Genomic DNA, 21,791 nt, shown 5'->3' with positions numbered 1-21,791 from the left:
TCAAGTATAGATTATTGTTAACGTTAACAATAACTTGACCTAATTATAAACTAATTCTTTTTATAATGCAATAGTTAAATTATTATCCATTAAGATATTAATTAAATCTTTTATTTGTCAAGTAATATCTCAATGGATAAATTATTTTAGAATCTTTCTAGCTTCTATCATTCTCTGAATAGCAGTTATTAAAATTAAAATTGAGAATACATTAGATATTAATGCAATATGCTTAGGTATTAAAATCATTAGGGTGAAAAGTAAAAATCCTTCGGTTCTTTCCGCTACTCCCGCTTGATAATAGAAGGATTTACTCCCCCTATTCTCAGAAAGTGCACCAACCGTTAAGAAAATAGTCATGGAAAGTATTATTACAGATGTCAAAAATAATAGTCCCAATCTATATTGTGGATGTTTTAAGGCTATTGCTAAAATAACTCCTATTTCAACTATCCTATCAAAGGTTACATCCATAAGTGTTCCGAAAGGAGTTGAATTATTGCTAATCCTTGCCATCTCGCCATCTACAGCATCAAAAAAACCTGAAACCCATAAAAATAAAACTGCCATTAAATACTTGTCAAAATAAATAAATACAAATGGTAATAACCCTATTAGAAAACCTATAACAGTTATATTATTAGGTGTCATTTTTAATCTTAAGAAAAAATTAGCCATAGCTTTTAAAAGCGGACTTATATATTTCCTACCGTGTGTGTCTAACATATTTATCAAACCTTTCAATTCTTCTTTTACCTTTATATCTATTGATCCACTTAAATGCAGTATTATTTTTTTTCTGATGAAATCTAAAGTCCTTATACGCCTTCTCGTTAAACATCAAATCTAATAAATGCAAAGTGTTTTTTTCTCCTCTTGACAAAGACTCCACACAAGATTGGCAGTATGTTAATATATTCTTTGTTGGCGCTTGCGTTGCTCTTTTGCTCATATGCGCTACAGCAAGATTATTATTTGTTACTCCTACCATTGCACCTGCTCCACAACATACGGTCTGCTCTTTAGAAAATTTAAACTCCTCAATTATTATACCCATGTTTTTTGCGACTTCCCTAACTGCTTCATGGGTGCTTGTTTCATACCTTGTTGGGCATGGGTCATGAAGACTAAATGCAATATGTATATCTTTGTATTTATTATTTAGGCCTTCTGGGAGGCCTTTTTCAAGAATTTCTTCCCACAAAGTTGTAATTTCCAAGTTAGGATTATTCCTTTTTATACTTATAAAACAGTTAGGACAAGTTGTAATCATCTTAGTTACATTTAATCTTTGCATCGCATCCTCTAGTTGTGAATAATACTTTTTGAAACCCTGCTTATCCCCCATTGTATGAGTTGGATTCCCACAACATTTCGAAATAATCATTATTCCCGGAATAACACTTTGAAGATATTCATAGGTTTTCATAACAATTTCAGGGCTATAGGACATCAAAGCACAACCTGGGATAAATGCCGTAGTGCATTTATCCTCTGGTTTTTTTGAAGAAGCTGAAAATATTTTTGAAAAACTATTTTTCTGATGAAACTTAACTACCTTATAACCTAAGGGCATAATTGCTTTTTTATGATTTTTAAAGGTATACCTTCTTAATTCTAAATAAAGCTCCTTTTGATTAATATCCTTTGGACACACCTCAGTGCACAGATTGCAAAGGTTACACGAATAAGGTATTTCTATATTTACTTCACCTGAGCTTTTTATTTCACTTAAAAGTTCTTTAGGTGAATCGCAGTAGTTATATAACATTATACAATTTCTCATACATCTTTTGCAACTAATGCATTCCTTTGACATGGCATCTACTCTTTCTAATATATCCTTTGATAGCTTAATGCTATTCATAATATTGATTGCCTTTATTTTTCTCATTATATATTCTTTTAACCAATATTATCAATATGCTTACAGCAAATAGCGTTAGCAGTCCAAAAACCATCATTTTAGTTCCAGCAGCTAGCATACCCCCAACATATGAGTAAATAATTGTTGCAGGGAGCTGTCCAATCCCAGTAGCTACAACAAAAGACCAAAAACTCATAGATGTTAACCCTGCTGCATAACTTACAATATCAAAGGATATGAATGGAAGCAACCTAGCAATCAATATTGCATATTTGCCGTGTTTTTTAAAAAAATCGTCAATACTTTTTAAGGCAAATTTACTTGTTAGTTTTTCAACTACATCTCTTCCCAGTAACCTGGCTATGAAAAAGCATAACATTGCTCCAACCATAGCACTACTCCAAGATAGTATTGCTCCATTTATCCAGCCAAACAAACCTGCGTTAGCAAAGGTTATTATAAAAGCTGGTAGTGGTGCAACAACAGACTGAAGGATCATTAGGATAAATGATATAGCCGGAGCCCAAACTCCAAAAGATAAAATATATCCCTTTATAGCCTCAACATTTATCATACTTAGCATAAAAATCATTTCTTTTACAGGCTTAAGAAAAAACAAACATCCAAAAGCTATAAGTAGAGCAATTTTTATATAAGTTGATTTTTTAAATTGTTTCACTAGTTTTTCACCATCCTTTAATATAAGCTATTATTTTTCTAGCTTTAGACTTTCATCCTTAGCCCAAGTATAAAAGGACTCATCGTAGTTCTTAACATTATTATATCCCATCATTCTGAGTGCTAAAGATAAATGTGCTGATCTTATGCCTGCAGTACAATATGTAACTATTTCATCTTCTTTATTTAAGCCAGCAGCTTTAAATATTGCCTCTAATTCATCTGCACTTTTAAATGTTTCATTTTCATTGAAAAGTGTATTAAAAGTTAGGTTTATAGCCCCTGGAATATGTCCTCCTCTTGCTTCACCAAACTTAACTGCACCTTCGTACTCATCTTTTTCTCTGCTATCCAAAATTTTAACCTTGCCAAGTTTAGCATTTAACTCTTCAGTATTAATAGACCCACCTTTATTTAAATTTTCAATTATAAAACTACTGGCCACTGGGGAAACTACTTCTGTTGAAACCTCATATTTGCTACTTTCCCAGAACTTAAATCCACCATTTAGCATTTTTGCATTTTCAATACCAGCCATTTTAAGCATCCATACAAATCTTCCATCTTCACCCCAGCCATTTTTATTGTCACAGTAAATAACTATGGTTTTAGTTTTGTCTACTCCTATAGCAGATAACTTTTCTGAAAGCTTATCATCAGAAAGAACAACTCCCCAACCTTTGTCGCCAGGCTTCCCTTCCATGTTTGCAAACCCCTGCCAAGCTACATTTATCGCTCCTGGAATATGTCCCTTTGCATATTCTTTATCACTTCTAGCATCTAAAATCAATATGTCGTTGCTTTTTAAATTTTCAGATAACCATTTTGCATCAGTTATATAACTACCGTCAACATAAGCCGATTCAGCTTTTTTTGTTTCAGTTTCAGTAATTACTGTGCCTTCCTTCTTCTCCTCAGTTTTACTTGCGGTACAACCCACTAATAATGACCCCACAAGCATTGTTGATATTAATAAAGATAAGAATTTTTTTGATGTTTTATTCATAATTTACTTCCCCCTCATTTATTATCTAGAGTTCAAAACAATTATTGATTGTTTTGTTCTTCTGTATTACCTTTATGTAAATTGTTTTTACATATAATTGAAATTGCATGTTTTGTGCTATTTAATGATACTTTATTAAAATCTATGGAATACCATCAATAATTATATAACAAATACTTGTTTTTTAAAAATAGATGCTATCTATAGATTAGTAATCATCTATAGACAGCACCTATATTGTCTAAATATATTGCCTTAACCATTCCTTAATTTCATTAGGAGCAAAAGCTGCATCAACACTATTAAGATAAATCTGTTTATACTCTTCAAATGTAATGCTAAACTCTCTTAGTAGCACCTGGCACTCCTTAGTCATATTTGTATCTGATACCGTTCTATTATCAGTATTAACACTTACTCTTATTCCAGCCTTATGAAAATCATAAATTGGGTGGTTTTTAAAAGTATCTATTGCTTTAGTCTGGATGTTACTTGTTGGACACATTTCAAGTGTAATTCCTTTATCTCTTACAATATTATAGGCATTGGCACAGTCTTTAATAAATACTCCATGGCCAATTCTTTCAGCTCCTAAAAGTTCTACTGCCTCAAGAACATTTTTACCAATTCCTGTTTCGCCCGCATGAATAGTCACTCTATATCCATAATCCCTAGCAAGCGCTATAGGTTCTATGAATTTTTCACAAAACCCCTCACCTTCAGATCCACATAAGTCTATTGCAACTACACCACTATCTAAATACTTCCTTCCAGCTTCCACAACCTCAAAGGCTTTATCCACGCTCATAAATCTCATACATGAAAGTATTATATTTCCTTTTATATCATACCTCATCTCTGCCTCGTTAATACCAGCTAGTACACTTTCTATAACATCTTCAAGGGTTAACCCCTTTTTTATGTGAAGTAGTGGTGCAAATCTAACCTCGATATATTTTACATTCTCTTTTGCAGCATCTTCAAGAAGTTCAAGGGTAATTCTTCTTAAACTGCCCTTTGATTGCATTACTAAAATGGGGATTTCAAACCTTTTTAAGTATTCATCAAGGCTCTTACATTCTGACGGTGCAGTGACTTCTTTTCTAATATTTTCAGTATCGTAATAGGGAATGCTTATACCCTCTTCTTTCGCTATATCAATTATTGATTCTGGTCTTACACTCCCATCTAAATGACAATGCAATTCAATTTTCGGTAAATTCTCAAACTTCATAATTCCCTCCTTGTAAGTCTTTTTATTTTATTATTAATTATCAAAAAAACAAAAAATCCTGACCACAAAGAAGATACACACAATAGTATCTTCTTCGTAATCAGGAATTATAGGTTCCTGGTAGAGACCCCTAAACCATATTCTTAGGGTTATACGAATTTAAAATAATTATTTATTTTTATAATTATACATCAGTTATTGTTAATCCACAATGCTAGCGTTAAAATTTATGTTTTTTATAAACACTTTAACAACATTTTGGAAGCTTCAAGTCTACCTTCTTCTATAAGTGGAAGTTAGCTAGCCCAGAAAGGTTACTTTGGTGGCAATCTAAATCTGCTTCCAAAGTTGTTAATATTGCAGCATCGCAGATGATGATTTAATAGCTCAAAACAACTACTACAGTTATAGCTACAAAATATATGATTAGTGGTATATATTCACCTACATTTATTAAATTCCCATCTTTAATTACTACAGATTCTTCTTCAATAAATTCTAAGGCTTCCTTTGCCTCTTTATATTCCTTAAGCTTTCTTAGATTTATATATAGTATACTGCCACCTATAAGAAAAAATATTATAGCTGTAATTAACGCCTGACGTAGGCTAATATTCATTGCCTCAGCTGTTTTTTTAGGTTCTACAGCAACACCTTTTATTCCAGATGCTTGAAGTTTAGCCACATACATTGCCACCTTACTTAAAGTAAAAGATATTGCATTATTTACTGCGTGAAGTGTTATGCTCCCGAGTAATGAACCTGTATATTCTCTAACCTTTAATAAAATAAGACCCAAAAACATTACATAGATAATTTGCATTACATTTCCATGGAAAGTTGCAAATATTAAGGTTAATATAAAATACTTTAACTTTTTATTTAGTCCTTCATAGGCATCTAAAAGAACTCCCCTAAAAAATACTTCTTCAAAGAATGCTGGGATCAAAACTACCACTATTAAACCTAATAGCGTAGAGCTACTATTTAGCAATTTAGATATTGCCTGGCTATCCTTTACTGCTATAGGAAATAACTGCATACTTATAGCGTTAACACCCACCGCAAAAATATAGGTACCAATTGCAACAAAAACAACTAAAATAGCTTGTCTAATAGAAATTTTCTTCAGATTCATTACAAGTACAAATTTTCTCTTAGTAATCTTACAATATAATAAGGAAATACCACCAAAAACTAGAACACTAGCGCCTCCAGAAAGTAGCAATGAAACATTCCCGCTTATAATGCCATTTAATTTAAATATGTGATTTGCTAGAATAGGTATTAAAACAAATAAGGATAAGGCTAGTACCAATAAACTATTGGCTAATAATACTCTTTTATTTTTCATAAATTTTCTCCTTTAAATCGCCATCTGCAATGTGTGATAAAATCCTGCCACCCACATAGCAAGTGGCAAGTTTCCTTCATAATTCTTCAATATAGTCTAAAGTAATGTTACTTTTCAAAGGTTCCTTTTACTAATACTTTACCCTCAAACATAACTTCTCTTCCCTTTGCTATAACAGAGGTTATATCTAAGCTTTTACTATCCACAATTACAATATCAGCATCCATTCCTACAGAAATTCTTCCTTTACTCTTAAGCTTTAAATGATCTGCCACATTTGAAGTAATTACTTTTATTGCATGCTCGAGGTCAACCCCTTCATGAAGTACTGCATCCTTTACTTCATGATATAGCGATTTAACTGATCCAATTCCAAGACCAATAAACTTTCCACTATTATCAAATTCAGGTAGACTACCTTGCCCATCTGATGTAAAAGATATATTTCCAATATCAATACCTTCATCCATCATGATTTTAAGGCCCTTACTACATTTCATCTCTCCACTTTCTAAAAATCTTCCTGTAGTACTTGTTGTAAAGTCAACAAACCCACCCTTTCTAGCATATTCTATAGATTTTTTAAATAAAGAGGAGCTTCTGTTTATATGTGTTGGAACAAGTTGTGTTAAAGGAATATCCGTTTCTTTTTCCATCCTATCCAAATAACTAAGTTCTAATTTTCCATCTCCTAAGTGAACATTTACAACTCCAGCTTTACCAGATAGCATTCCTGCAACTCTAGCATCTGTCACTACTTTAATAAATTCTTCAAAGGTAACATGACTTGATCTGTGGTCAGATATGGCAATTTCTCCTACACCTATAATTTTATCTATTAACAATATATCCTCTTGAATATTATCCATTAAGGTTTTCACAGGTATTCTATAAGAGCCTGTGTAAACATATGTAGTGATGCCCTCTTCCTCGAGTGCTCTAGCTTTAGCTAGTAATGATTTCATATCCCTGCATACTCCATCTGTTCCAATACACCCAACAACAGTTGTAATCCCACCTTCAATAAGTTCTGAAAGCTGAATTTCTGGTGTCCTTGTTTTATAGCCACCCTCTCCTCCTCCGCCGCAAATATGGACGTGGGAATCAATAAACCCTGGTAGAAGTTTTTTTCCATCAGCATGGATAATCTTAATATAACCCCAGGTATTTGGCACTTCAATATTTTCTTCAATAGCTTCAATTTCTCCACCAGCTACTAATATATCCTTTTTTCCTAAATACTCCGGTGCATAGACTTCCGCATTTTTAATTAATATCATAATAATTCCTCCTGTCAGTATGGCAAATGTGGTAAATGCAAAGCTTTCAAGTTGCATTTTTTACTGTTGCACTATTATAATGCCCATAATAGGGTGAAAAACTCTTTTAGATAATCAAAAATATTTTCCCTCCATGCATTTCTACTAAAGCCTTAACTAATAATAATCCTTAACCAATAATGCTATTTTTTTATCTCATGGAGAATTTCAGTTAATTATAAAACTATGTTTGAATTACCTTACTTTTTACCTTGTCTACATTATATAGCTTATACATCATTAATGAACCAATCAAAGCTAACGCAGCCACTAAAACCCATAGGTTTCTTATGCTTGTGTACTTTACATAAAAACCTGCCATCATTGGTCCAATCATAAATCCTAGTTTTCTTATTATAGGAAATACAGAATTAAATCTTCCCCTATGAGTAATTGGGGTATGATTTGCAATGTATACGCTTGTATTAGTTGCAACAAGTATTTCACCCACAGTCCATGTAGCCGTTGATAAAATAAACATATAGTAAGAATCTATAAAAAACATCATTCCAAACCCTACTGCATATAATATGCCTCCAATAGATATACATAAAGCTGCCTTAATATCTTTCGTTATAGAGGTAATAAATACTGTTAATAAACTACACATTACTGCATTTACTGTCATAAGGCTCCCAAATATAGTTGCCCCATTTTCTTTAAAAATATCTACCACTTGAATTGATAGTCCAAAGGTAAACTGTGAAAAAACTATAAAATATATAACTATAATAAATGAAAATATTAATAATGTAGGTCTTTTCACAAGAGCATTAATTAAGCTTCCCTCTTCAGCACTTTCGAAAGTTTTAATTTCTGATTTTTCTATCTCTTTTTTAGTTGGTTTAGTCTCAGGAACGAATATAAATACCAGTGCTATAGATATAAATGTGGTAATTGCATCGCCTAAAAAGAACCACATTAAATAATTCTTATATAAAAAACCTGCTAAAAGTGGTCCTACCGAAAATCCAATATTCATTGCCATGTAACTTAGTGAAAACGCTGCAGTTCTTTGCTCTCCTTCTGTTAGGTCTGTAGTTATTGTACCGTACACCGGATGTGAAAAGCCCCCTACAAAGCTTGACACCATTAGTATTCCTGTAATTATCACTGGATTATTTGTAAATGCACAAAGGGCATATCCCACCCCTGATGCAATTCCAAACACTACAAGTACTTTTTTTCTTCCTATACTATCTATAAGCTTGCCACCTATCATTGTACCTATAAGTCCTAGACCTGCATTTACTGCAACTATAATTCCAACGATCCCAATGTTAATTCCAATCCTAACAGTCAAAAACATTGTTAAAAAAGGCCCAACAAAGTTCCCCATGTTATTAACTATAGAAGCTAAAAATATTATGTATATGCTTAGTGGTAAGCCCTTATATGGCTTAAAGTAATTACTTATTCTTTCCATTGCAGCCCCCTACTTATTAGATATTCAAATCATATATTGCACTTTCGCCCTCTAACTACATTCTTATTCCTAATCTCTCAAATTAGAAATAAATTTATAGGCCCTTTCCAAAACCATCTCACTAGTTTCATACGTAACTATTTCTTTTGCCTCCTTAAAATTTAACCACTTATAATCCTGTACTTCCTCTAATTGAATATTCACGGTCTCCTGATTTGTTTTAGCTAAAAAGAATACAACTTCTTTCATAGTTTCTTGTTTTATTGGATACTCTATTGATACTCTAAACCCACTTGTAAGCTCAACTTTAAGCCCAGCTTCTTCATATATTTCCCTAAGTGCTGTTTCTTCCTCGTTCTCGCCTTTTTCAACATGACCCTTTGGAAATCCCCAATGTCCATCACTATTGTGACTAATGATTAAAAACTCTAAATTCTTATTTTCTCTTCTATAAATTACTGCTCCACAGGATTTTTCAAATTTCATAATAATACCTCCGATTTTAAACTCACTTTTACACTTAATGATATACTTTCACAATTATTAACTCACTTAAATGCAAGTTATTTTATTAAGATTATACCATAGGTTGTGAACCGTCCCCACCCTTTATCCTAAAAAAAGACCCGCTAGGGGTCTTTTTTTATTCTGTTTTACTTGTAAAATGAAAATCTTCTATCTTTAATGTAGGAACATAACTAAAGCCCATTGCACCCGGAACCTTAGTTCTTTCAGAGCTTATTCCTGTGACTTTGTTAAATGCATGTAGCATACTTTCTGTAAATCTCATGTTTTTAACAGCACCTTTGATTTTTCCATCTTCGATTAAAAATAATCCATCTCTTGTGAGTGCTGTTAATAAGCCTTGTCTTGGGTCAACAATATTCATATAGTGGAATCTTGATACAAGAAGACCTTTCTTCGTAGATTTTATAAGTCCATCTACGGTATCATCTCCACCATCCATAACAATGTTTATAGGTATACCACCATCTCCTCCATAACCAAAGGAATGTCCTGTTGGTGGTACATTGTCTGCAATAGCAGTCCGAGCATCATAGGAAAGTTCTTTAGCTACACCCTTTTCAATTAGATTTAAACTGGTTCTTTCATAGCCTTCAAGGTCAAAGTAAAGAGGCATAGTGTTTTCATTTTTAACATCATCTTTTATAGTTATATTTTCTCCAAAAACTTTCTCCCCGAGTTTTCCAGTTAAGAAGCTTGTTCCTGTTCGTACATCCTTTGCACTAAATCCTATAAAGCTCATGTATAGTAATAAATCTCCTACAGCTAGTGGTTCTAAAATTACATCATAGCTACCTGGCTCAATGGATATTGGATTAACACCCATTTTGCATTTATTATATGCATATTTAAATTGCTCTACTACATTTAATTCTTCAGATTTATTTGTAACATATTCTGCATAACCTGAAGCACCATCTGTATGCATAACTACTGCATTAAAACTTATTGTGTCTACTCTTGTATATCTTCTAACATCTTTACTATTTCCCATACATATAGCTAAACTCGTAAGGGATAATGCCCCCGCTGCAATATAACCTTCCTCTAATAAATCTACGCCTTCTTTTATTAGTTTTGCTCTATTTAAAATGTTGAATTTGTCCCCTAGCTTAGAATCATATTCTTCGGAAGCAATTTCTACCGGTAGTTCAAGCTGTGGAAGTTCTACATCGCCTTCTGGTAAGAACTTTAAATTTTCTTCTGCCTCCAAAACTGCTTTTGTTAATTCCTCCTCCGATAAAAGATTTGTTGAAACTGTAGATATCTTTTTATCATGAAGAATTGTAATAGTTACACTGTCCTCTGAATTATATACGTTTTGATGAATTTGTGAATTTGCAAAACGAGTAAGTCCTTCCTCTTTGCACATTATTGATACCATAGTATAGTATTTACATTTGCTTAATACCTTATCTATCACTTCATAGGCTTGTTTTTTATTTAACATCTTTAACACCTACCTTTACATTTCTAAATCTTGCAGGAGCTGTTCCATGACCTACATGGGCCACTTGTCCCGGTTGACCTTTACCACAGTTTGGCGTTCCATAAAGAGTCCAGTATTTTTCATTGCAAACTCCATCACAACTTCCCCAAAACTCAGGTGTTATCCCTGTATAGATAGCATTTTTATAAATCTTACCTGTAAGTTTTCCTGCTTTTATTTCATAAGCAAGCTCCGTTGCAAATTGGAAATTAACCCTCTTATCATCTATACTCCAGCTTTTATTTGTACATAAGTACAAGCCATTTTCTATACCTGCAAAAAGTTCTTCAAGTTCAAAAGTTCCAGGCATTAAGCTTATATTAGTCATTCTTACTATAGGCATGTTTTGCCATCCATCAGCCCTGTTTGTGCCATTAGATCTTTGATTAATCTTCACTGCTGTATCTCTTGAAGTAATAAAGTTCTTAAATATACCCTTGTCTATAATTACAGTTCTTTGAGCTTTTACCCCATCATCATCATATCCATAAGAACCTAGTCCCCTAGGCATAGTTCCATCTGCAACTACAGTTACAAACTCTGAGCCATACTTAAAGTTTTCAGTTAATTTATCCACAGTTACAAAGCTCATACCTGCATAAGCAGCTTCTGAACCAAAAACTCTGTCTAGTTCCACAGGATGTCCTATACTCTCATGTACTTGCAGTGCTAATTGTGAACCATCAATTACTATATCAAAATGACCACTTGGACATTCCTCTGCATTTATAATGCTTTCTGCCTCTTTACCAATACGCTCAGCATTTTCAACCAAATTCAAGGATTTAACATATTCATATCCTGCAGTAGCATGATTTCCCCTAAATGAATTAGGATAACTTCTTCCTTGGACATCTTCCTTATTTGAAGCCATAGCTTCAATACCTGCACCTGATTCATAAAGAGTTTGAGTTATATAGCTACCTTCTGTATCTGCATAAATCTTTTCTTCCTTTTGAAAATCCATTGAAGCTACTGTTCTAGATAAATTAGCGCCTTTTCTCATTTCCTCTTCAGCTTTTAAAAGAAGTTCTATTTTTTCTGCTTTTGAAACTGTAAATGGATCAATTTCTATTGGAGTTACATAATTATCTATTACCATATCTTTCTCTGCCATTCTTATCTTTTCTGTCTGTATCATTCTACTAGCCTTTGCAAGTTCAAGTGCATACAATGCTACTTCCTCTAGTTTAGTTAAATCTTGAGTACTAGCGAACCCCAAAGAACCATCCAATATAACCCTAATACCTACCCCTTTACTTCTTGTATTAGAAATACTTTGAACTTTTAAATCCTCTGTTGAAATATTCTCAGATATTCTATCTACCATTCTTATATCTGCATAATCAACACCTTTTTCTTTTAACATGTCTAATATTTTTAATATAGTAATTTTCAAGTTACAACCCCCTTAATTTTCATCTTTTTAAAATTATCATTAACAATATAACCCCCACATGTAAATATATTCTACACTAATTATAAAATACCTTCCTAATATTGTATGAACTTATAATTGCACCCTTCACTTCGATAAGATTACTTTACTGAAAACTTATAAATAGTTCTATGCTTGTACTGCTCTTTTGCCTTAAGTATAGGTGACGGAAAATTTATATGATTCATTGAACTTGGAAAATATTGAGTTTCTAAACACACACCACTTCTATTAGTATAAGCTCTAGACGATTCTAAGTAGTTACCGGAATACAACTGTACGCCAGGCATTGTGGTGTATGCCTCCATAAGTCTTCCATTTCTTTCTTCATATAATTCTGCAAATTTCTCGGGAATCTTACCACTAACCTTTAATACAAAATTATGGTCGTATCCGAACCCATTTTTAAGCTGCTCATCTTCCACCTCTATATCTTTACCTATAGCCTTTAACCTTGTAAAGTCAAAAGGAGTACCCGCCACAGCTGAAATTTGTCCAGTTGGAATACAGTCCTCATTTATTAAAGTAAAACTATCAGCATCTATCATCAGTTCGTGAGATAAGATATCTCCAGTATCTTCTCCTAAAAGATTAAAGTAAGAGTGATTTGTTAAGCTCACTACTGTATCTTTATCTGAAACTGCTAAATATTCGATTTCAAGTGCATTATCTTCTGTTAACATGTATGTAACCTGAACTTTAAGTTCTCCAGGAAAACCCTCTTCCCAATCCTTACTAGTATAGGTGAGCTGTAGTGCTTCTCCCCTATCTACCTCAATGACTTTCCACTGCCACACTACTTTATCAAAACCAACAAAACCACCATGCAATTGGTGTTTTCCACTATTTTTTCCTACCTTATATTCTATTTCGTTTAAAAGAAACCTTGCATCTTCAATTCTATTAGCATAACGTCCAATTATTGCACCAAAGTAACAATCATTACTTAGGTAATCTTCTAATTTATCATAACCCAAAACAACGTCTTTAAAAATTCCCTTTCTATCTGGAACCTTAATAGATACAACTATCCCACCAAAATTTGTTATGGTAACCTCTACCCCATTTATATTCTTAAGAGTAAAAATATTAACAGAAACCTGCTCCTTTGTTTCACCATAAATTCTACTTAAAATACTCATATTTCACTCTTCTTTCTTTAATTTTTGTATAACAGACTGTGGTTTTATTTTATAATTTTCATGTATTATCTTAATCAATAATGGAAACTTTTATTATATTTAATGATAATATAATAATTATACTATTAAATAATTACTACTTCTATAATGTAAGAAACTTTAAAATAATTCTAAATATATATTGCATTTATGAACATTGTTCATTATACTATATATAAATAAAATCTCTTATTTAATAACAAATATTTTATAAAGGAGTGACAAATTTGAAAAATAAAAACTTAACTATTATACCTATTTTTTTTACAGTATTTTTAGACTTGCTAGGTCTTGGAATTGTAATTCCCATATTACCTGCGGTTCTCTTAGATCCAAGATCTGCGGTATTACCTTTTAGCTATGATTTTTCAACAAGAACTTTAATATACGGATTTTTAATAGCCTCTTTTCCATTAGCTCAATTTTTCGGAGCACCTATCTTAGGTAGTTTAGCCGATCAAAAGGGAAGGAAGAAGCTATTAACTGTTTCCTTGCTTGGAACCTTACTTGGCTATATTTTATTTGCTCTTGGAATAATCTATAATAACATTTACCTTTTATTTATTGGTAGAATCTTAGATGGTTTTACTGGTGGTAATATATCTATTGCACAATCTGCCATAGCTGACATTAGTACTCCCGAAACAAAATCTAGAAATTTCGGCCTTATTGGTATGGCTTTTGGCTTAGGATTTATTATTGGACCTTATATTGGTGGTAAGCTTGCAGATCCGACTATTGTGAGTTGGTTCACTTATGCTACACCATTTTGGCTTTCAGTAATATTAACTTCAATAAACATATTATTAGTTTTATTATATTTTCCAGAAACTTTAGTTAATGCAACAAAATCAGCTAAAGTTAGTGCATTAACAGGTTTTAAAAATATTAAAAAAGCCTTTACTTATAAAGATTTAAGAACAATGTTTTTAGTTGGATTTCTTTTAACTGTAGGTTTTAATTTTTTTACCCAGTTTTTTCAAGTATTCTTAATAGGTAAATTTCATTTTAACCAGTCAAAAATAGGTGATTTATTTGCTTACATGGGTATATGGATTGCATTGTCTCAAGGTATATTCTTACGCCCTTTGTCTAAAAAATTTACCCCTATGAGCATTTTAAGTGTTTCAATAATATTATTGGCTTTAATGTTCCCTATGCTATTAATACCTAGTAAAGCTATCGGTATTTATTTTATAATTCCCTTTATAGCTATATTTCAAGGACTTACTCAACCAAACAGCACAGCTATTATTTCTAATTTAGCAGACACGGATAAGCAAGGCGAAATCCTTGGCATAAATCAATCTATTATGTCTCTTGCTCAAGCTATACCTCCAATTATTGCAGGTTTCATAACTTCTATAAGTTTAAATCTTCCTACAATATTTGCAGCTGGTAGTACCTTAGTTGCGTGGCTTGTCTTTAGAATATTCTTTGTTAAGCAGCAGAAACTTAAAAATGCACACATTACAGATGTAACTATGGATAATGTTCAAAAGGAGTAGAATCTTTTAATAGGAGTACATCCATATTTTTATATTCTGCAACAATACTTTTATGCTACAATATATAGATTAAGACAAAAACTACGTAAATGATAGTATTTGTAGTAAAAGGAGTTGCTTAAAGTTGGAAAAATTATATTACGAAAATCCATATGAAAAAGAGTTTACAGCTGAAGTTGTAAATGTAATTGAAAAAGAAAATGAATATCATGTTGAACTGGATAAAACTTATTTTTATCCTGAAGGTGGCGGACAACCAAGTGATACTGGACACATAAATGGTTCTGTAGTAAGTTACGTGTATGAAGAAGATGAAAAGATATATCATGTAGTTTCCGTTAAACCATTAAAAATTCACAGGGTTAAATGCACTATAGACTTTGAAAAAAGATACGAGTATATGCAACACCATTTGGGACAACATATACTTTCTGCTTGCCTTTCTGATTTGTTTAATGCTACTACCATTGGGTTTCACCTTGGCATGGAATCTTCAAGCATCGATATAGATAAAGCTATTTCACGTGAAGACTTAAAGCTTGCTGAAAAAAAAGCTAATAAAATAATTTTAGATAATATTAACATAGAAATATTGTATCCTACTAGTTCTGAGCTTAAAAAATTATCGCTTAAAAAAATCCCTGTAAAAGCTGGTGAAAAAATTAGAATAGTTAAGATAGCTGATATTGACTTAAATCCTTGCTGTGGTATACATCCCCGTTCTACTATTGAGGTACAGTTAATTAAAATTACAAAGTTTGAAAAATATAAAACTGGCATAAGAATTGAATTTATGTGTGGTTCAAGGGCTGTTTCAGATTATGCTTTAAAACATGAGTCTATGGAGAAAATGTGTAAACTACTAGGTTGCAATAATACTGTAGTTTTATCCGAAGTTGAAAGACTTTCAGGAGACCTTAATAAAGCTCTTACTCAAAAAAGAGCTTTACAGGCAGAAGTTGCTGATTATGAGGTTCAAAATATGTTAGGGTCTGCAAAAGAACTAGGAGGCATTAAGGTTCTTAAAGATATTTATGATAATGGAGATTTAAAATACACTAATACCCTAGCAACAAAATTAGTTTCATTTCCAAAGGTTGTAGTTTTATTTGGGGTAAAATCTGAGGATAAATCAAATCTTTTATTTATGTGCTCAAAAGATTTGAGTATAATTAGCATGGACTCACTTTTAAAAGATGCCATAACCCTAATAGATGGCAATGGTGGCGGTAGTGCCTTTTCTGCACAAGGTGGAGCAACTCAATAGTTGTATAAAATATACACAAATGTACTCAAACATGTACAAATGTAATATTTTATTTAAACTAAGCTCCCTACGTTCGTAAAGAGCGTAGAGTGCGTTTGTATAAACGCCAAAACTCCTTTAATTGCTGGAAGTCCCTAAAGACTAATTAACCACAACGTAGATATGAAACAAAATCAAGCGTGATGGTGACGAAAGTAGAAAAAATAATTAGTATGGTGCAAGGTTAAATCCTAAACATTAAACAATTTTGTAAAAGTTGTAATAATGGGTAATCAGCAGCTAAGACTCGAATAGAGTAAAGTTCAACGACTAGAGAGAAATCTCGTACCTGCAAGTGTGGGGAAATGGGGAGGATCCTATTATCCCTATTTTACAATAGATGTTTATGTTGCAATAGTAGCCTACTGTGCAATAGAGAAATAGGATTGTGATATAGTCTGTGCTTATATGAAAGTATAAGAAGTTCATAAGAGAACTGCATAGAATTAACGAATTTATGTGAACACTCTAAAATAATGTATAAATGTAGATTAGATAATTTAGACAACCGTATTTTAAAGTTTTATAATAATCAACTATTTTCTAAATCTTTAACAATTAAAGTATAAACGTAATTACTTACAGAACAATGATCTTTATCGGCTTTTAATTTTAGGTTTTTTATTTATCACTCTTAGGATAGTAGTTTTAATACTTATATAAATTTTGCTTATAGCCATTTATATGACCTCACTAAAATATTTTATATCATAAAAAAAGTATCTATAAAATAGGTGCATTATGATAATAATAAAATATAAAGAGGTGAAGATAATGGGTACTATAATAAAAACTGTTAAACAATATTCCTATGAATTAGACGAAGTTACTTTAAAAGAATTAAAATTCATAGCAAATCAATATAAGAATGTTAAAAACTATGTTTATTCAAGATTTAGTGGAATCAATAGTATTCCATTATTGGGTAAGGAAAGATAAATAAGAGATGAATGGGTAAAAACTAACCTTGCAGAGCAGTGGAAGTTACCTGCGAGATATTGGAAGTTAGCTTTAAGTGAAGCTATGGGAAATATAAAATCTCAATGGTCTAATATTAAAAGAAGAATTAGAGAACAAATTAAAGTAAATGATAATTTATCAAATGAAGATAGACATTATATTAACTACATTTTAAAGTTTGATAATTATTATTATAAAGTATTAGCTAATCAAATTTTCAATATTCCTAAAATATTTCAAAACAAAGAATTAAGTTTTGAATATCTTAACAACTTGATTAAAAGATATACAAGAAAATATAAAGGAAATATACCTTATTCTAAAAAAGATGCTACGTTTTCAATAGATACAGGTTTATATTCATATAAAAATGGACATATAAATATAACCTGCGTAAAGAAAGGAAAAAGATTACCTGTTAGATTAACTGATAGTAATATTAGAAATAATACATTAACAGTTAAAATAATAGAGAATAAGGTAGAAATTCATTGTCCTTTAAAAGTAAAATCTAAAGAGAATAATAATCAAGACAATGTTATAGGAATAGATAAAGGATATAAATATTTATTTGCAGTATCCAGTGGCGAGTTTGGCGTGAGAAATGATAATGTATTTACTTGTTCTAAATGTGGGAAAAGTCATTCGGATACTAATGCAAGTAAAAATATATTAAAAAGAAAATATGATAAGGAAATTACGTTATATACAAATTATAAGAAGGTTAAAGAAGTTTTAGAAAATAGATTAAAAGCAAATTAGTGATTTTAAAAGGAATATTTAATCACAAATGTATGTATCTTTTGTGAAAACAGGAAGCGTATATTTTATTAGAAATGAGGGTTGAATAAATCTTTTAGTTATAAAATTTTAAAATACGGTTGTAGGAAGTATAGTAATATTTGCATGGAAGAAGTGCCTATGAAATATCACTGGTACAACCAAGGCTTAAAACTATCATAAGATAGAATAAGTGCGAATTATCTAATTGAGTACATTTGTACAGATTTTTAGAACCAGGAAAGAATAACAATAATTTAGATTCCTCCTTAGATTATGCATATAACAAGGTTAAAGCTAATATAATCTCTAGTTCAAAAATTTAAATAGTCTTTAATCCACTTTAAAGGGCTGTCTCGAAAACTCAGTTTGAGACAGCCCTTATTACTTTTAATATTAAATTTAAATACTTTACCTATTTATCTAGAATTTTTGGCACCTTTGGAGCTCTAAGTCTGTGAGCATAATGCATATCTGTACCTAATAAAGGTCTAGCATAAGACAAGAATGCTTCAGTTACATTATTGCATGTACTATTAATAAAATTATCTGGCATTACTTTTGTCTTTCCTGCCACTGCTTCTAGTGGAGTAAGTCTATAATCTACCGAATAATTACCCGTTCTATGTATAGTAATTGATCCATCAACATTATCCCACAGTGCAAACTGTGCAGCTTTTTCTCCCACTTCTCTAGCTTCATTTCTATCTACATCTGAAACACATCCCATAAAAGATCTTTGAGAATAACCAAAAGTATCGGATCTAACTCTATTAATATTTAGATTATCTCTGATGTACTTAGATAAAAGATCCCCTAGTGCTCCTGAACCTGAAAGTTGTATATTTCCATGAGCATCTTTTTCTACTTTTTCCATGAGTTTTGAAATAATCGGTATACCCTTTTCATCTTGAATTCCCTCTGAAACAGCTATTACACATCTACCATATTTGTCATAAACATTTTTAACATCAACCAAAAATTGTTCTATCCTAAAAACCCTTTCTGGCAAATATATTAAATGTGGACCATCATCTTCGAACTTCTTAGCTAGTGCTGATGAAGCTGCTAAAAACCCTGCATTACGCCCCATTACAACACCTATATAGATTCCTGGTAATGCTCTATTATCAAGATTTGCTCCAATAAATGCATTTGTTATATATTTAGCTGCAGATCCATATCCAGGAGTATGATCATTAATCATTAAGTCATTATCTATAGTTTTCGGTATATGAATGGCTCTAAGTTCATAATCTGAAATTTTAGCTTGCTGATTTACTATTCTAACAGTATCCGATGAATCATTTCCTCCAATATAAAAGAAATATCTTATATCATGTGCCTTAAGCACACGTAGTATTTCCTTACAATATTTTTCATCTGGCTTATCTCTTGTAGCTAATAGCGCCGATGATGGAGTCATAGCTACCTGTTCTAGGTTATGAGTTGTTTCACGACTTAAATCGTAAAAATTTTCATTAACCATACCATTTACTCCATTTATAGCACCATATACTTTTGTTACTTGTTCAAATCTTCTTGCCTCAAGCACAGCTCCAACTAGCGATTGATTAATAACAGCAGTTGGTCCTCCACCTTGTGCAATTAAAACCTTACCATGAATAACCATATCTTCATACTCCTTATAATTTCACGATTATTTTACAATATTTGTTTTGCTAGTTTGGAAAAAGGTTATAAAAAAGCCCAATGTGATTATTCATCATATTGAGCTAAAATGCATTAATGTTTTAATATATCTTATTAATAAAACAGTAAATATTAAATTTAATTATACTTCACTTTTACGTGAATTACAAGTATTGTTTCAATTTTCTAAATACTTGATCAAATTTATTAATTAAGTGATAGCACTACTTAATTATAAGCATTTCTATCCTCCTGTTCTTTTGTCTGTTTTGATCTGTGTCATTTGGCACTATGGGTTTAAACTCTCCATAACCAGAAACTTCAAAGCTTTGTTCTTTTATACGCTTGTCCAATGGAAGCTCACTAGTTAAGAACTTTACTACGCTTATCGCTCTAGCTGATGAAAGTTCCCAATTACTTTCGTACTTACCACTTTGTATAGGTAGATTATCCGAATGACCTTCTACTCTTATATTTTTATTATATTTTTTCAATACATCTGAAATCTGTGCCAAAATAACTTTAGCGCCAGGTTTTAAATCCGCACTTCCCACGTCATAAATTACATCATCCTTAAATCTAATTAAAACGCCTTTAGCTTCATTTATAACCTCGACCTCATTTTGCAAATTTTTTTGTTCTATAATTTTTTTAACTTCAGAATGTATGCTATCCATTTGTTGCTGCTCTTCACTAATAATCGCCGTGCCTTCTAGTATTGAGTCACTTAATGATGAATTAATATCTCCTTGTTGGGATAATATTCCCATCTTATTCAGAGAAGATATAGCTTGTTTTGCCTTACCTTCGTCAATAACAGCCATAGAATATAAGAGTACAAAGAAGCACATTAAAAGTGTAACTAAATCTCCATAGGTTGCAAGCCACTCATTTGATATTGGATCGTCCTCTGTGGAAAAATTATTTTCTTCATCCATATTTAGACTCCTTTATATACAGATTTTTATTACTATGTTTTATTCTTAGTTGCTACTTACTATCTCTATACCCTTATTTTCTTTTTCATTATAAAAGGCCATTAATTTTTGCTTTATAACATTAGGATTTTCTCCAGCTTGAATACTCATAAGTCCTTCAATTATCATTTCCTTCTGATATATCTCAGCTGATGTTTTCGACTTTAGCTTTTTTGACATAGGCATAAAGAATACATTTGCTATTAATGAACCATAAAATGTTGTAATTAATGCAACAGACATTTGTGGTCCTATAGTAGATGGATCAGATAAACTTTTAAGCATATTTACAAGTCCAATAAGTGTACCTACCATACCAAATGCTGGTGCTAATGATGCTCCTGTATCCATTAACCCCCTATTATTACCATGTCTTTCAGCGGTTCCTTTCAGCTTTATATAAAGAACCCGCTTAATAACTTCTGGTTCTGAACCGTCAATAATCATCATTAACCCTGTTTTAAGAAAATCATCATTTACTTTAGGTATTTCTTCTTCTAACGCTAGAAGACCGCCCTTTCTAGCTTTTGTAGCCCAACCAACCAAATTGTTAATAATTTCACTTTCATTTGATGTCTTTTCCTTGAATACGATTCCTATACATTTCGTTAACTGTAGAACATTTTTCTTTCGAGCACTTAACATTAATGCTCCAGCTGTTCCACCTACAACTATAAGTATGGAAGGTATATCAATGAAAGTGAAAATAGATCCAGTTGTTAATATTCCGAATAACATGAAGAATGTAATTACAACAATCCCAATAATTGATATTAAATCCAAATATATCTCCCCCTTTATTAAAGCAAAAATATTGTTGATTTCTAAAGATATTAGTATAATTAAAAACTAAATATTCTATTGAAAAACCGCAATTATTGTCTAAAATTCAATATTAATGTCTTTTGCTTTTCTCTATTTAGAATTATATCAAAATTTATCCATAAAGACAATCTGAATTTAGTTTTATAAATAAGAAATAGTGCCACCCACGTGGCCAATGTCATCAAGCTAAGATAACACAAACTGGTAATTAAAATAATTAAATGAATTCAAGAAAACACTTGACATTTGAAAAACACCGCAATAA

General features: G+C 31.6%; 19 protein-coding genes and 1 riboswitch. Of the genes, 4 read left to right on the top strand and 15 right to left on the bottom strand.

The features are described from left to right. Positions 1–141 precede the first annotated feature (141 nt). The 12 genes from LGK97_RS12410 to LGK97_RS12355 form a co-directional block, all read right to left on the bottom strand. Positions 142–726, bottom strand: a complete 585-nt coding sequence (locus LGK97_RS12410) for a CDP-alcohol phosphatidyltransferase family protein (RefSeq protein ID WP_226260091.1) — start codon at positions 724–726, stop codon at positions 142–144. Then, positions 707–1,894 carry a (Fe-S)-binding protein gene (locus tag LGK97_RS12405; RefSeq protein ID WP_226260090.1) on the bottom strand — a complete coding sequence of 396 codons (1,188 nt, stop codon included), beginning with the start codon at positions 1,892–1,894 and terminating at the stop codon, positions 707–709. Before LGK97_RS12405 ends, LGK97_RS12410 begins: the two co-directional genes overlap by 20 nt. Further along, on the bottom strand, positions 1,860–2,546 hold the full coding sequence (locus LGK97_RS12400) for a TVP38/TMEM64 family protein (protein ID WP_226260089.1): 687 nt from the start codon (positions 2,544–2,546) through the stop codon (positions 1,860–1,862). The genes LGK97_RS12405 and LGK97_RS12400 overlap by 35 nt, the downstream gene beginning before the upstream one ends. Before the next feature lie 30 nt (positions 2,547–2,576). After that, positions 2,577–3,551 carry a sulfurtransferase gene (locus LGK97_RS12395; protein ID WP_226260088.1) on the bottom strand — a complete coding sequence of 325 codons (975 nt, stop codon included), beginning with the start codon at positions 3,549–3,551 and terminating at the stop codon, positions 2,577–2,579. Between the two features lie 241 nt (positions 3,552–3,792). Continuing rightward, positions 3,793–4,785 carry an adenosine deaminase gene (gene add, locus LGK97_RS12390; RefSeq protein ID WP_226260087.1) on the bottom strand — a complete coding sequence of 331 codons (993 nt, stop codon included), beginning with the start codon at positions 4,783–4,785 and terminating at the stop codon, positions 3,793–3,795. Positions 4,786–4,862: 77 nt separating this feature from the next. Further along, positions 4,863–4,962, bottom strand: a riboswitch (purine riboswitch). A 202-nt stretch (positions 4,963–5,164) separates the two neighbouring features. Beyond that, positions 5,165–6,139 carry a CPBP family intramembrane glutamic endopeptidase gene (locus LGK97_RS12385; protein ID WP_226260086.1) on the bottom strand — a complete coding sequence of 325 codons (975 nt, stop codon included), beginning with the start codon at positions 6,137–6,139 and terminating at the stop codon, positions 5,165–5,167. A gap of 107 nt (positions 6,140–6,246) precedes the next feature. Then, positions 6,247–7,422: a beta-aspartyl-peptidase gene (iadA, locus tag LGK97_RS12380; RefSeq protein ID WP_226260141.1), complete on the bottom strand. Its 1,176-nt coding sequence runs from the start codon at positions 7,420–7,422 to the stop codon at positions 6,247–6,249. 220 nt (positions 7,423–7,642) lie between these two features. Next, complete coding sequence (locus LGK97_RS12375; RefSeq protein WP_226260085.1) at positions 7,643–8,884, bottom strand: MFS transporter; 1,242 nt, start codon at positions 8,882–8,884, stop codon at positions 7,643–7,645. A gap of 69 nt (positions 8,885–8,953) precedes the next feature. Continuing rightward, positions 8,954–9,370, bottom strand: coding sequence for a bis(5'-nucleosyl)-tetraphosphatase (locus tag LGK97_RS12370; RefSeq protein WP_226260084.1), 417 nt, complete (start codon positions 9,368–9,370; stop codon positions 8,954–8,956). Between the two features lie 157 nt (positions 9,371–9,527). Continuing rightward, complete coding sequence (locus LGK97_RS12365) at positions 9,528–10,859, bottom strand: TldD/PmbA family protein (protein ID WP_226260083.1); 1,332 nt, start codon at positions 10,857–10,859, stop codon at positions 9,528–9,530. Then, a complete protein-coding gene (locus LGK97_RS12360) occupies positions 10,849–12,297 on the bottom strand; it encodes a TldD/PmbA family protein (RefSeq protein ID WP_226260082.1) in 1,449 nt (482 codons plus the stop codon). Before LGK97_RS12360 ends, LGK97_RS12365 begins: the two co-directional genes overlap by 11 nt. 140 nt (positions 12,298–12,437) lie before the next feature. After that, positions 12,438–13,478 carry an aldose epimerase family protein gene (locus LGK97_RS12355; protein ID WP_226260081.1) on the bottom strand — a complete coding sequence of 347 codons (1,041 nt, stop codon included), beginning with the start codon at positions 13,476–13,478 and terminating at the stop codon, positions 12,438–12,440. Positions 13,479–13,744: 266 nt separating this feature from the next. Between LGK97_RS12355 and LGK97_RS12350 the strand changes: the two genes are divergently transcribed. The 4 genes from LGK97_RS12350 (at position 13,745) to LGK97_RS12335 (ending at position 18,053) form a co-directional block, all read left to right on the top strand. Then, the gene (locus LGK97_RS12350; RefSeq protein WP_226260080.1) at positions 13,745–15,025 is read left to right on the top strand and encodes an MFS transporter; all 1,281 of its coding nucleotides are present in this window, start codon (positions 13,745–13,747) and stop codon (positions 15,023–15,025) included. Between the two features lie 124 nt (positions 15,026–15,149). Then, a complete protein-coding gene (locus tag LGK97_RS12345; RefSeq protein ID WP_226260079.1) occupies positions 15,150–16,292 on the top strand; it encodes an alanyl-tRNA editing protein in 1,143 nt (380 codons plus the stop codon). An 813-nt stretch (positions 16,293–17,105) separates the two neighbouring features. Further along, a complete protein-coding gene (locus tag LGK97_RS12340; protein ID WP_226260078.1) occupies positions 17,106–17,270 on the top strand; it encodes a hypothetical protein in 165 nt (54 codons plus the stop codon). 84 nt (positions 17,271–17,354) lie between these two features. Then, positions 17,355–18,053 carry a transposase gene (locus tag LGK97_RS12335; RefSeq protein WP_226260077.1) on the top strand — a complete coding sequence of 233 codons (699 nt, stop codon included), beginning with the start codon at positions 17,355–17,357 and terminating at the stop codon, positions 18,051–18,053. A gap of 433 nt (positions 18,054–18,486) precedes the next feature. On the opposite strand, the gene LGK97_RS12330 is transcribed toward LGK97_RS12335, so the two are convergent. The 3 genes from LGK97_RS12330 to LGK97_RS12320 form a co-directional block, all read right to left on the bottom strand. Then, positions 18,487–19,704: a 6-phosphofructokinase gene (locus LGK97_RS12330; protein WP_226260076.1), complete on the bottom strand. Its 1,218-nt coding sequence runs from the start codon at positions 19,702–19,704 to the stop codon at positions 18,487–18,489. Between the two features lie 244 nt (positions 19,705–19,948). Beyond that, positions 19,949–20,662 (bottom strand): flagellar motor protein MotB, encoded by a 714-nt coding sequence (locus tag LGK97_RS12325; protein ID WP_226260075.1) that lies wholly within the window; start codon positions 20,660–20,662, stop codon positions 19,949–19,951. Positions 20,663–20,707: 45 nt separating this feature from the next. Next, positions 20,708–21,484 (bottom strand): motility protein A, encoded by a 777-nt coding sequence (locus tag LGK97_RS12320; protein WP_226260074.1) that lies wholly within the window; start codon positions 21,482–21,484, stop codon positions 20,708–20,710. Positions 21,485–21,791 lie beyond the last annotated feature (307 nt).

The organism is Clostridium sp. CS001 (assembly GCF_020443565.1).
GTDB lineage: Bacteria > Bacillota > Clostridia > Clostridiales > Clostridiaceae > Clostridium_AD.
Note: the sequence above shows the minus strand (reverse complement) of the source record. Positions and strands in the feature narration are given on the sequence as shown.

Excerpts from the sequence above, each read along its gene's own strand:
- LGK97_RS12405 (WP_226260090.1), bottom strand. The coding sequence starts at position 1,894 with ATGAGAAAAATAAAGGCAATCAATATTATGAATAGCATTAAGCTATCA.
- LGK97_RS12375 (WP_226260085.1), bottom strand. The coding sequence starts at position 8,884 with ATGGAAAGAATAAGTAATTACTTTAAGCCATATAAGGGCTTACCACTA.
- LGK97_RS12365 (WP_226260083.1), bottom strand. The coding sequence starts at position 10,859 with ATGTTAAATAAAAAACAAGCCTATGAAGTGATAGATAAGGTATTAAGC.
- LGK97_RS12355 (WP_226260081.1), bottom strand. The coding sequence starts at position 13,478 with ATGAGTATTTTAAGTAGAATTTATGGTGAAACAAAGGAGCAGGTTTCT.
- LGK97_RS12325 (WP_226260075.1), bottom strand. The coding sequence starts at position 20,662 with ATGGATGAAGAAAATAATTTTTCCACAGAGGACGATCCAATATCAAAT.
- LGK97_RS12330 (WP_226260076.1), bottom strand. The coding sequence starts at position 19,704 with ATGGTTATTCATGGTAAGGTTTTAATTGCACAAGGTGGAGGACCAACT.
- LGK97_RS12385 (WP_226260086.1), bottom strand. The coding sequence starts at position 6,139 with ATGAAAAATAAAAGAGTATTATTAGCCAATAGTTTATTGGTACTAGCC.
- LGK97_RS12410 (WP_226260091.1), bottom strand. The coding sequence starts at position 726 with ATGTTAGACACACACGGTAGGAAATATATAAGTCCGCTTTTAAAAGCT.
- LGK97_RS12395 (WP_226260088.1), bottom strand. The coding sequence starts at position 3,551 with ATGAATAAAACATCAAAAAAATTCTTATCTTTATTAATATCAACAATG.
- LGK97_RS12340 (WP_226260078.1), top strand. The coding sequence starts at position 17,106 with ATGGGTACTATAATAAAAACTGTTAAACAATATTCCTATGAATTAGAC.
- LGK97_RS12335 (WP_226260077.1), top strand. The coding sequence starts at position 17,355 with ATGGGAAATATAAAATCTCAATGGTCTAATATTAAAAGAAGAATTAGA.
- add (WP_226260087.1), bottom strand. The coding sequence starts at position 4,785 with ATGAAGTTTGAGAATTTACCGAAAATTGAATTGCATTGTCATTTAGAT.
- LGK97_RS12370 (WP_226260084.1), bottom strand. The coding sequence starts at position 9,370 with ATGAAATTTGAAAAATCCTGTGGAGCAGTAATTTATAGAAGAGAAAAT.